Raw genomic sequence first — 11386 nt, forward strand, 5'->3', positions numbered from 1 at the left:
CATCCTGTGACGGTCACAGGGCGAGCGTCAGACAGGGCGCCTATTGTGGAGCCATGACCGAGAACCCCCTCCGCTCGGGTATCGAGCTGTCCGAACTCAGCCCCGGCGTCCGCCCCCAGGACGACCTCTTCCGGCACGTGAACGGGGCGTGGCTGGAGCGCACCGAGATCCCCGAGGACAAGGCGCGGTGGGGCTCGTTCCACCTCATCGCCGAGCAGGCCGAGCACGACGTCCGCACGATCATCGAAGAGTCGACGGATGCCGAGGCGGGCACCGAGGCCCGCAAGATCGGCGACCTCTACACGAGCTTCATGGACACCGCGCGCATCGAGGCGCTCGGCGCCACGCCGCTGCGCGAGCAGCTCGCGCGGATCGACGCGATCGACTCGGTGCCGGCGCTGCTGCGCACCGTCGGCGAGCTCGAGCGCGAAGGCGTCGGAGGCCTCTTCGGCACCTACATCGAGCCCGATCCCGGCAACCCCGAGCGCTATGTCGTCTTCATCGTGCAGAGCGGCCTGTCGCTGCCCGACGAGAGCTATTACCGGCTCGAGAACTTCGCGCACACCCGCACCGCGTTCCGCGAGTACGCGTCGACCATGCTCGGCCTCGCGGGGCTGACGGATGCCTCGGACGCCGACCGCATCCTCGCGCTCGAGACCGAGATCGCGAGCTACCACTGGGACAACGTGCGCTCGCGCGACGCCGTCGCGACCTACAACCTCATGTCGTGGGACGAGGTGCGCGAGCTCGTCGGCGTCGACCTCGACCCGTGGCGCGACGCCGTCGCCCCGGGCCACGAAGACGGCTTCGCCGAGATCGACGTCAACCAGCCGAGCGCGCTCGCCGGGCTCGGCACCCTCCTCACCGAGGAGCGCCTCGACGACTGGAAGGCGTGGCTGCGGCTGCACGTCATCCGGGCATCCGCCGCGTTCCTCTCGAGCGACTTCGTCGACGCGAACTTCGCGTTCTACGGCACGGAGCTCACCGGCGTGCCGGTCAACCGCGAGCGCTGGAAGCGCGGCGTGAGCTTCGTCGAAGCGGCGATGGGCGAGGCCGTCGGCAAGGTCTACGTCGAGCGGCACTTCCCGCCGGCGGCGAAGGAGGCGATGGACGAGCTCGTCGCGAACCTCATCGAGGCGTACCGGCAGTCGATCGAGGCGCTCGACTGGATGACTCCCGCCACCCGCGAGCGGGCGCTGGAGAAGCTCGCGGCCTTCACGCCGAAGGTCGGCTTCCCCGCGAAGTGGAAGGACTACTCGGCGCTCGAGATCGACCCCGTCGACCTCATCGGCAACGTGCTGCGCACGAACGCGTGGGAGCACGACCGTCAGCTCGCGAAGCTCGGCCGGCCGATCGACCGCGACGAGTGGTACATGACCCCGCAGACGGTCAACGCGTACTACAACCCGCTGATGAACGAGATCGTCTTCCCCGCGGCGATCCTGCAGTACCCGTTCTTCGACCTCGAGCGCGATGCCGCGGCCAACTACGGCGGCATCGGCGCGGTCATCGGGCACGAGATCGGTCACGGCTTCGACGACCAGGGGTCGGCGTTCGACGGCACGGGAGCGCTCAACGACTGGTGGACCGACGACGACCGCGCGGCGTTCGAGCAGCGCACCGGCGCCCTGATCGCGCAGTACGACGCGCTCGTGCCCCGCGGTCTCGACGGCGAGCGGCTGTCGGACGATCACCATGTCAACGGCGCGCTCACTATCGGCGAGAACATCGGCGACCTCGGCGGGCTCGGCATCGCGCTGAAGGCGTATCGGCTGCATCTGGCATCCGAGTCGGCCGGCGCGGACGAGGGCGACGGCCCCGTGATCGACGGGTACACCGGCATCCAGCGCCTGCTGCTCAGCTGGGCGCAGATCTGGCAGCAGAAGGGGCGCGACGCCGAGACGATCCGGCTGCTCACGATCGACCCGCACTCGCCGAACGAGTTCCGCTGCAACCAGATCGTACGCAACGTCGACGACTTCTACCGCGCGTTCGAGGTCGGCGACGGCGATGAGCTGTGGCTCGACGCCGACCAGCGCGTCACGATCTGGTGAGCGAGCGTCAGGCGACCCGGCGCGGCGGGGCCGACGATCCGCGTGAGGCTCGGGGCGGGCGCGGTGGTCGCGCCGGCCACGGCGGTGGTGGTGCCGGGGGCTCGGGTGCTTCCGGGCCTGTCGGCGGGCGCGCGTCGGCACGGGCCGCGGGCGCGGCCGAGAGCGCGTCGCGGCGTTCGCGGGCGTCCGGACCCGGCGGCGTCGACGGGCATCCGGATGCCTCGGCCGCGCCACTGACCCGGCGCGGCGGTCGGGGCGCGGGCGGTGCGGGCGGCGGCGACACCTTCGCGCCGCGGCGGGCGTCGCTGCGGCAGCGATCGTTCATCGGAACGCTGAAGGCGCTGGATGCGCTCTCGACCTCGGGCGCTCAGGTGTCGGTGCGGGTGTCGGATCTCGACGGCGGCGACGAGGTGCTCTCGGGTGACGACCACCTGACGCTGCCGGTCGTGGGCCTCGGGGTCGTGCCGCTGCTCATCGAGGTCGCCGCGCAGATCGAGTTCGGTCAGCTCGACCCGCTCGAGATCATCGAGCGGCGGTCGGTCGACGAGGTCGCGCTCGCCGGGGTCTGGCAGCACCTCGCGGCCCCGGCGCTGCCGGTGCGCGACCTCGCGGTGCTGGCGGCGGCGGCCTCCGACGCCGCGGCGGCGAACGCGCTTCTCGCGCGGGTGGGGATCGGCGCCGTGCGCTCGCGCATGGAGGACATCGGTCTCGAGAAGACGGCGCTGCTCGACGGGTTCCGCGACGTGCGCGGCCCCGACGATGCGCCGCAGGTGGCGCTGTCGTCGGCGCGGGAGCTGGCCGGGCTGTTCGCGGCGATCGTGAACGCACGGGTCGTGTCTCCGGCCGTGAGCGCGCAGGTCGGCGAGTGGCTGAACCTCAACCAGGACCTCGCCCTGGTGGGCGCGGCGACCGCGCTCGACCCGTTCGCCCATGAGGACGACCGGTACGGGATGCTGTTCGTCAACAAGACCGGCCGCGCCGATGGCATCCGTGCCGATGCGGGCGTGCTCGCCGGTCCGCGCGGCGGCGTCTCCTACGCGCTGGTGGTCTGCTTCGACGACCTGTCGATCGCGCACCGCCTGCGCGCGCACGAGGCCTTCCGTGCCCTGGGCGCCGACCTCATGGAGTACGTGTTCTGACCCGCGCCGCGGCGCGCGTGGCCGGGCTGGCATCCGCGACTTGTGGGCAGTTGTGGAGGCCTCGCCGCACGTGACCCCGCAACGACTGTCAACGAGTTGCCCGGCGCCAAGGCATCCACCCCGCGTCAGAAGATGATGGTGTGGTTTCCGTGGCGGATGACCCGGTCCTGCGCGTGCCACAGCACGGCGCGGGAGAGCACCTGGCGCTCCACGTCGGCGCCGCGGCGGGCGAGTTCGGCGGACGACTCGGCGTGGGTGACCCGCACGGTGTCCTGCTCGATGATCGGGCCCTCGTCGAGGTCGCCGGTGACGTAGTGCGAGGTCGCGCCGATGAGCTTGACGCCGCGCTCCTTGGCCTTCTTGTACGGCTCGGCGCCGATGAACGCCGGCAGGAACGAGTGGTGGATATTGATCACCGGCACCCCGAGCTGCTCGAGGAACTCCGGCGAGAGGATCTGCATGTAACGCGCGAGCACCACGAAGTCGACGTTGCCGACGAGGAGCTTCAGGATATCCTCCTCCGACGCCGACTTGTCGGGTCCCGCGACCGACGGCACGTGGAAGAACGGCACGCCGAAGCTCCGCACGTCCTCGGCGGTCGTCGTGTGATTGGAGATCACCATCGGGATGCTGACGGGCAGGTCGCCGCGGCGGTGCCGCCACAGCAGGTCGAGCAGGCAGTGGTCCTGCTTCGAGGCGAGGATCGCCATGCGCTTGGGGACGGACTGGTCGGTCAGCGACCACTCGAGCGCGAACGGGTCGAGGGTCGTCGCGATGTCGGCCTCGATCGCAGGACGATCGGCCGCGAAGTCGGGCCGGTGGAAGACGACGCGCTGGAAGTACGCGCCCCCGCGGTGGTCGTCGCTGAACTGGTCGAACGCGACGATGTTCCCGCCGATGCGCGTGATCATCGCCGAGACGGCGGCGACGATGCCCGGCTTGTCGCTGCCGTGCACGATCAGACACGCGTGGTCGGCGGGGAGCTGGGGATCGTGCACGGGAGCCATGGATCGATTCTGCCGTAGTCGGTGAACACTGGATGCCGCGGCCCCGGTGCCGCGCCGCGCACCCCGCGGTGGTGCCGGACGGGACGCCGCACCGGGTGGCATCCAGCCTCGGTCAGGCGCGGCGCGCGCCCTCGCCGAGGGAATCGAGCTTCGCCCAGGCGATGTCGGGGTGGATGCGGCCGCCGAGGCCGCAGTCGGTCGAGGCGATCACCCGGTCGGGCCCGACGACGTCGGTGAACCGGCGGATCCGCTGCGCGACGAGGTCCGGGTGCTCGACGACGTTCGTCGCGTGGCTGACGACGCCGGGCACGAGGACGAGATCACTCGGCAGAGCGCCCGCGTCCGAGGCGTCCGCCCACGCCGTGAATTCGTGCTCGTGACGCACGTTCCCGGCCTCGAACGAGATCGAGCCGACGTTCGCCCGCAGGACGACCGGCAGGATGTCCGTCAGCGCGACGTCGGTCGTGTGCGGCCCGTGCCACGACCCCCAGCACAGGTGCAGACGCACCTGCTCCTTCGGCAGGCCCGCGATCGCGTGGTTGATCGCGTCGATGCGGATCTGCGTGAAGGCCTGGTAGTCGGCGATCGAGGGCTCGGGGGTGATCTGGTCGAAGTTCTCGGCGAGCGACGGGTCGTCGAGCTGCACGATGAGCCCCGCCTCGACGATCGCGCGGTACTCCTCGCGGAGGGCGTCGGCCCACGCGAAGATGTGCTCCTCGTCGCTCGCGTAGTACTCGTTGCGCACGCGCGCGGCCGATCCCGGCGCGATCGCCGTGAGGAAGCCCTGCTCGCCGGGGCGGAGCGCGGCGGTGAGGTTCCGGATGTCGGATGCCACGGCATCCTGTCCGCGGTAGACGAGCGGCCCGGTCGTGCTCGGGAAGGCGGTCGCGCCCGCGCCCGTCTCCACCGCCTCGGCGTAGACCGCGGGGAAGCGCTGCCGGTCGCGGCGGTTCAGAAAGCTCGTGAGGCGCACGTCGCCGGGCGACGACTCGACCGGCGGCTCGTTGAACGCGTTCACCTCGGTGAGCGAGAGGCCGCCGACGCGCTGGAACGAGTATCCCCACCATGCCCCGTAATCGACCGCACCGGTCATCGCCTTGCCGAACTCGCCATCGCCGACGAGGGTGATGCCGGCGGCGCGCTGGCGCTCGACGACGTCGGCGACCGCCTGGGCGGTGAGGGCGTCGACCTCGGGCGTCGAGCGCAGGGTGAACCCGTCCTCCTCGAACGTGCGCGCTCTGTTGGCGTCGATGAGCGCCTGCGTGCGCGGCAGGCTGCCGGAGGTGGTGGTCTGAACGGGCATGGGTCTCCTCCTGAGGGCGAGGCCTGCGGCGGGATGCGGGTCGAGGTGTCAGAAGGCTCTTTCCGCGGCGATCGTCGCGCGCGGCTCAAGGCGGAGGCTTCCGGTTTTCGAGCCGGCTCCAGCGTAGGCCCGTGCGGCCGGCGCCGCCGGCGCATGACGACGCATGACGCCCGCGGGTGGTTGGGGGTGCTTGCGCCCCGGTGGGTGTCGGGTCGCTCGCCGCTACAGAAACCGGCATCCGCGCCCGGATAAACCTGTGGCGGATGCCGGTGTGTGTGGCGCGAGCGCAGCAGCGCCGCGCCCGCGCCCGCGCCCGCCCCGCCTCAGCGCACGCCGCGCATGAGGCGCAGCACCGGCTTCACCGAGACGAGCAGCAGCACGCCGATCGCGATCGCGATGAGGCCGAGGGTCGTGAAGTAGGGCACCTCGTCGTCGGGGTTGTAGAGCGAGGCGAGCTGGCCGGCGATCGCGGTGCCGAGCGACACCGACAGGAAGAACAGCGCCACCATCTGGGTGTGGAACGCGTCGGGCGCGAGCTTGGTGGTCACCGAGAGGCCGACCGGCGAGAGCAGCAGCTCCGCGACGGTGAAGACGAACAGGATGCCGACGATCGCGAGCAGCGGCGTCGAGTTCGGCCCGCCCCCCGCGAAGGGCAGGAACATCAGGAACGCGGCGCCCATCACCATCGTCGCGAGCCCGAACTTCACCGGCGTCGACGGCTGACGGGAGCCGAGCTTCGCCCAGATCGCCGCGAACACCCCCGACAGGATGATGATGAAGATCGGGTTGATGGAGTTGACCCACGAGACCGGCATCTCCCAGCCGAACAGGTTCCGGTCCAGGCGCTGGTCGGAGTAGACCGTGAGCACCGTGAACTGCTGCTGGTAGAGCGACCAGAACGCGACCGAGGTGATGAACAGCGGCAGAAAGCCCCACACGCGGCTGCGCTCGTCGGAGGTGACGCGCTTGCTCGTGAGGATGACCGCGAAGTAGGCGACCGCCGCCACGATCACGGCGATGATGACCATGACGGCGAGGTTGTCGGCGCGGATCACGCCGGTGAGCACGAGCACGACGATTGCGGCGATCCCGACGAGGGCCACACCGATGACCATCGGGTAGCGCTCCTTCGGCAGCGGGTTCGGCACCTCGCGCGCGGCGTCGGGCAGGTTCTTGCGTCCGAAGGAGTACTGCACGAGACCGAGCGCCATGCCGACCGCGGCGAGCCCGAAGCCCCAGTGGAAGCCGAGCGTCGACTGCAGGAGGCCGGTCAGCAGCGGGCCGGCGAACGCCCCGAGGTTGATCCCGAGGTAGAAGAGCGCGAAACCGGCATCCCGCCGCGGATCGTCGGCCGAGTACAGCGTGCCGACGACGCTCGTGGCGGTCGCCTTGAGGCCGCCCGACCCGATCGCGACGAGCACGAGGCCGACGCCGACGCCCCAGAATCCGGGCAGCAGCGCGAGCGCGATGTGGCCGCACATGATGACGATCGCGCTGACGAACAGCACGCGCTCCGCCCCGAGGATCCGGTCGGCGACCCACGCGCCGAGGATCGTCGACAGGTAGACCGCCCCGCCGTACGCGCCCACGATCGACAGCGCGGTGCCCTGATCGAGGCCGAGGCCGCCCTGGGTCGCCGAGTAGTAGAGGTAGATCGCGAGGATGCCCTGCATCCCGTAGAAGCTGAACCGCTCCCACATCTCCACGCCGAAGACATTCGCGAGCGCCTTGGGTTGCCCGAAGAAGCGGGTGTCCTGGTCGCCGTCCGATGCGGTGCTGGATGCCACGGGCTTGCGTACCCTCATCCCCCGAGGGTACCGGCGCGGCGCGGCGCGGTGCCCCTTTGGTGCCCTGCGGTGCTGCGGAGATCTGCGCAACTGCGGAGGAATTCTGCCGATTAGATCCGCAGCAGTGCAGATCCCCGCGACACGGATGCCTCGTGTCCGCGCCGGATCCTATGCTGGCGCGGTGACCGACTCGCGTGCGACCCCCACCGGCCCCGACCAGACGACCGACCCGCGGCCGGCGCAGCGCTGCGCGTGGTCGATCTCAGCCACACGATCCGGGCCGGGCTCATCACCTATCCGGGGCTGCCCGCGCCGGTCATCACCCCGCACCTCACGCGCGAGGCGTCGCGCGCGACCTATGCGTCGGGCACCGGATTCGCGATGGACGTCATCACGATGATCGGCCACCCCGCCGACTGGACGGCGCATCGCCGAGACGACGGTGAACTCGTCGGGTGGATCCGGCCCGACGGCGACCACTGGGCGGCGATCGACCTGCTGGGACGCGAGGTGGCGGCATCCGTCGACTGGCTCGACGCCGAGGCGGCGCTCGAGGAGCGCGGGCTCGGCTACCTCGCCGACGTCTGGATGCTCGAGCGCGGCGGCGGGGCCGTGCGTGTGCGGATGGTCGAGGTCACGCCCGCGCGCATCGTCGTGAAAGTCGACGACTTCGGCGACGTCAGCCACGCGACCGAGCGGATCGTGCTGCCGTGGCCGATCCCCGCGCAGCTGCGGGCGCCGCGGCCCGGCGACCCCGACGGGTTCACGGTCGGGCGACCGGCGGTCGGCTGAGACGGCCTCGCTTCGAGGCATCCACCGCGCGAGCGCTGCCGCGTGCCGCAAAAACGGTTGTGCACAACTAGATTGCGTGCAATGCTTGCACCATGACGCCGCAGACCCTCGATGACTTCGTGTGCTTCGCGATGTACACCGCCTCGCACGCGACGACGCAGGCCTACCGCGAGGTGCTGAAGCCGTGGACGCTGACGTATCCGCAGTACCTCGCGATGGTGGTGCTCGCCACGGGCGAGCGCTCGGTCGGCGAGCTCGGCGACGAGCTGAACCTCGACTCGGGCACGCTCTCACCGTTACTGCGCCGGCTCGACGACCGCGGACTCGTCGTCCGTCGCCGCGACGAGAGCGACGACCGCGTGGTGCGGGTCTCGCTCACCCAGGCGGGGCGCGCGGTGCATGACGAGGTGATCGCGGCGGCGGGATGCCTCGTGCCCGCCTTCGTCGACAGCGGCCGGAGCCTCTCCGACCTCCTCGCCCAGCTCAGCGCGATCACCGCGAACATGCGCGCGCTCGCCGCCGACCTCCGCACCGCCGCCTGACCCGCGCCGCGCGCCCGGACCATCCACCCAGGAAGACCCCACGAAAGGACGACCCCATGGACATTCTCTACACCGCCGAGGCCCTCGCCACCGGAGACGGCCGCAACGGACACGTGCGCACGGCCGACGGACTCGTCGACACCGACGTGCGCGTGCCGAAGGAGATGGGCGGCGCCGGCGGCGCCCCGAACCCCGAACTGCTGTTCGCCGCCGGCTACGCCGCGTGCTTCCACAGCGCGCTGCAGGCCGTCGCCCGCGCGCAGAAGGTCGCCATCGACGGGTCGTCGGTCGGTTCGCGCGTCGGCATCGGCTCCAACGGTCAGGGCGGATTCGGCCTCGCGGTCGAGCTCGAGGTCAACATCCCGGGCGTCGACCCCGCGGTGGCCCAGCAGCTCGCCGACGCCGCGCACCAGGTCTGCCCCTACTCGAACGCGACCCGCGGCAACATCGAGGTGACCGTCACCGTCGTCGACGACTGATCGCCGCCGCGCGGGGCCCGGCGGTGAGCACGCCGGGCCCCGCGCCGGAGGCTCAAACGGTGGATGCCTCGTCGGCGGGAGCGCCGGTCGCGGTGGCATCCACCGTGGCGCCCTCCGCCGAAACCGCCCGCACGTCCCGCGCACCGGAGCCGCCGCGCCCGCCGGAGCCGCCGCGCCCGCCGGAGTCGCCGCGCCCGCCGGAGCCGCCGCGCCCGCCCGTGTCGCCCTGCAGCCCCTGCGCCATGCCGCGGCCGGTCGCCTGGCCCTGGATCACCTGGCGCAGGTCGATGCCCGTCGCCGCCTCGATCGCGTCGAAGCTGGCCCGCATGCTCGAGGCCGACTCGGCCGCCATGTGCGACGACGCGCCCTCGCCGCCGAGCACCGTGATCTGGCCGACCTTGTCGAAGCCGCGGGCGAACTCGGTCATCATCGGCACGAGCGCCTCGAGCGCCCGCTGGGCGAGCAGCGCCTCCTGGTTCTTGGACAGCGCCTCGGCCTCGGCCTCGATCGCCGCGGCGCGCGCCTCGCCGACCAGGCGCACCGATTCGGCCTCGGCCTGGGCGCGCAGGCGTGTCGCCTCCGCCTCCTGCGCGGCGATCTGGGCGCGGGCCTCGGCGGCCTTCACCTCGCCGTAGGCGGCGGCGTCGGCCGCACGCTGACGCTCGTAGAGCGAGGCATCCGCGACCTTCTTGATGTCGGCGTCGAGCTGCGCCTGCTTGTTCTCGGCGCCCTGCAGCAGCACCGCCTGCTCGCGCTCGGCGCGGGCGAGGGCCTCGGCCTGATCGGCCTCGGCGCGGGCGCGTCCGACCTCGGCCGCCGCGGCGGCGGAGTTCTTGTCGAACGCGGTCTGCTCGACGAGGTTCGCCTCGTCGGTCGCGATCTGCCGGGCGCGCACCTCGCGGGCCGCGTTGATGCGGGCGACCTCGGCCTCGCGGCGCACGCGCTCGACCTCGGTCGCGCCGAGCGCGTCGATGTAGCCGTTCTTGTCGGTGACGCCCTGGATCTGGAACGAGTCGAGGATGAGCCCCTGCGCGAGCAGGTCGCTCTTGATGCCCTCGGCGATCTGGTCCGACAGCTTCTGCCGGTCCTTCATGAGCTGCTCGACCGTCAGCGTCGCGACGACGCCGCGCAGCGCGCCCTCGAGCTGCTCGGTCGTGAACTGCTCGATCGCGCCGTCCTGGCTGAGGAAGCGCTCCGCGGCGCGGCGGACGAACTCCGGGTCGGAGCCGATCTTCACGAGCGCGACGCCCGACACGTTGACCGTGACGCCGTTGGATGCCTGTGCCGTCGGCTCCATCTTGATCTGGCGGGCGCGCAGCGAGATCATCTCTGCCCGCTGCGTGAGCGGGTTCACGAGCGCACCGCCCCCGGTGATCACCGAGATGCGCGAGGACTCCCCGGAGGCGTTCTTCTGGCTCTTGCCGACCACGACGAGCGCCTGGTCGGCCTTCGCGACCTTGTACCAGGCCCGCACCATGACGAGCAGGAAGATCAGGAGGATGATGGCGGCGACCACGGCGATCGAGACGATCACGAGCGTCCCACCGGCGGCGAAGATGTCCACGGAGCGAACCCACTTCCTTGTCGATGTCCTTCGACCGTATCGGGTGGGCCGCGTAGGCTGGTGCGATGACGACGCCTCCCTACCAGCCGCCGCAGTATCCCGCCGCCGCCCCGCAGCCGATGAACCCGGCCGACGAGCGCCTCTGGGCGACGCTCGTGCACGTGGGCGGGATCTTCTTCAGCTTCGTCCCCGCGCTCATCGGGTATCTCGTGCTGAAGGACCGCGGCCCGTTCGTGCGCGCGCACACGGCGACGGCGCTGAACTTCCAGCTGACGCTGCTCATCGCGAGCTTCGTCGGGTGGGTCCTCACGATCGTCGTCATCGGCTTCGTGATCCTCGCCGCGGTCTGGGTCGTGAACATCGTGTTCTCGATCATCGCCGCCATCGCGGCGAACAAGGGCGAGTGGTACACCTACCCGATGAGCATCAAGTTCGTCAGCTGACCTCTCGGCGGCCCCTCGACGAGCTCGGTGACCGGGCGGGCTCGGCCGAGGCATCCACCTGCGGCCACCCGCCGGTCTCGGCGCCGGCGCGGTAGGTCGCCCGCAGGAAGTCGAGCAGCAGGGCCTCGGCGTGCTCCGCCTCGCGCACCGTGCGGTACGGCACCACGAACTCGCCGAGCGCCGCGTCGAAGTACGCGCCCGGCACCCCGAGGTCCGCCTCGTACATCACCCAGTCGGGGCAGTTGGGCACGCCGCCCGGGTGCTGCGGCGAAGGTG

Annotated in this window: 11 protein-coding genes; 6 read left to right on the top strand and 5 right to left on the bottom strand. The window is 71.3% G+C overall.

Annotated features, from left to right (window positions below; translation table 11 throughout):
- Positions 1-53: 53 nt before the first annotated feature.
- Both LOK55_RS02755 and LOK55_RS02760 read left to right on the top strand, forming a co-directional pair.
- A complete protein-coding gene (locus LOK55_RS02755) occupies positions 54-2054 on the top strand; it encodes a M13 family metallopeptidase (protein ID WP_229934135.1) in 2001 nt (666 codons plus the stop codon).
- Positions 2051-3193 carry a serine hydrolase gene (locus LOK55_RS02760; protein WP_229934136.1) on the top strand — a complete coding sequence of 381 codons (1143 nt, stop codon included), beginning with the start codon at positions 2051-2053 and terminating at the stop codon, positions 3191-3193. The genes LOK55_RS02755 and LOK55_RS02760 overlap by 4 nt, the downstream gene beginning before the upstream one ends.
- A 125-nt stretch (positions 3194-3318) precedes the next feature.
- Here LOK55_RS02760 and purU read toward each other — a convergent pair whose 3' ends face one another.
- From purU to LOK55_RS02775, 3 genes are all read right to left on the bottom strand, one after another.
- Entirely contained in the window at positions 3319-4200 is an 882-nt protein-coding gene (purU, locus tag LOK55_RS02765; RefSeq protein ID WP_229934137.1) for a formyltetrahydrofolate deformylase, read from the bottom strand.
- A gap of 112 nt (positions 4201-4312) precedes the next feature.
- Complete coding sequence (locus LOK55_RS02770) at positions 4313-5503, bottom strand: cobalamin-independent methionine synthase II family protein (RefSeq protein ID WP_229934138.1); 1191 nt, start codon at positions 5501-5503, stop codon at positions 4313-4315.
- A 323-nt stretch (positions 5504-5826) separates the two neighbouring features.
- Positions 5827-7308, bottom strand: coding sequence for a peptide MFS transporter (locus LOK55_RS02775; RefSeq protein WP_229934139.1), 1482 nt, complete (start codon positions 7306-7308; stop codon positions 5827-5829).
- Between the two features lie 378 nt (positions 7309-7686).
- On the opposite strand from LOK55_RS02775, the gene LOK55_RS02780 reads away from it, so the two are divergent.
- From LOK55_RS02780 to LOK55_RS02790, 3 genes are all read left to right on the top strand, one after another.
- A complete protein-coding gene (locus LOK55_RS02780; RefSeq protein ID WP_229934234.1) occupies positions 7687-8082 on the top strand; it encodes a hypothetical protein in 396 nt (131 codons plus the stop codon).
- 92 nt (positions 8083-8174) lie between these two features.
- Positions 8175-8624, top strand: a complete 450-nt coding sequence (locus LOK55_RS02785; protein ID WP_229934140.1) for a MarR family winged helix-turn-helix transcriptional regulator — start codon at positions 8175-8177, stop codon at positions 8622-8624.
- 56 nt (positions 8625-8680) lie between these two features.
- Positions 8681-9103, top strand: coding sequence for an organic hydroperoxide resistance protein (locus LOK55_RS02790; protein WP_141381048.1), 423 nt, complete (start codon positions 8681-8683; stop codon positions 9101-9103).
- A 52-nt stretch (positions 9104-9155) separates the two neighbouring features.
- Here LOK55_RS02790 and LOK55_RS02795 read toward each other — a convergent pair whose 3' ends face one another.
- Positions 9156-10667, bottom strand: a complete 1512-nt coding sequence (locus LOK55_RS02795) for a flotillin family protein (RefSeq protein ID WP_229934141.1) — start codon at positions 10665-10667, stop codon at positions 9156-9158.
- Positions 10668-10732: 65 nt separating this feature from the next.
- On the opposite strand from LOK55_RS02795, the gene LOK55_RS02800 reads away from it, so the two are divergent.
- Entirely contained in the window at positions 10733-11110 is a 378-nt protein-coding gene (locus tag LOK55_RS02800) for a DUF4870 domain-containing protein (RefSeq protein WP_229934142.1), read from the top strand.
- On the opposite strand, the gene LOK55_RS02805 is transcribed toward LOK55_RS02800, so the two are convergent.
- Positions 11103-11360 carry a DUF5996 family protein gene (locus LOK55_RS02805; protein ID WP_229934143.1) on the bottom strand — a complete coding sequence of 86 codons (258 nt, stop codon included), beginning with the start codon at positions 11358-11360 and terminating at the stop codon, positions 11103-11105. The genes LOK55_RS02800 and LOK55_RS02805 overlap by 8 nt on opposite strands.
- Positions 11361-11386: the final 26 nt, after the last annotated feature.

Source organism: Microbacterium sp. F2E (genome assembly GCF_020905435.1).
Lineage (GTDB): Bacteria > Actinomycetota > Actinomycetes > Actinomycetales > Microbacteriaceae > Microbacterium > Microbacterium lacticum.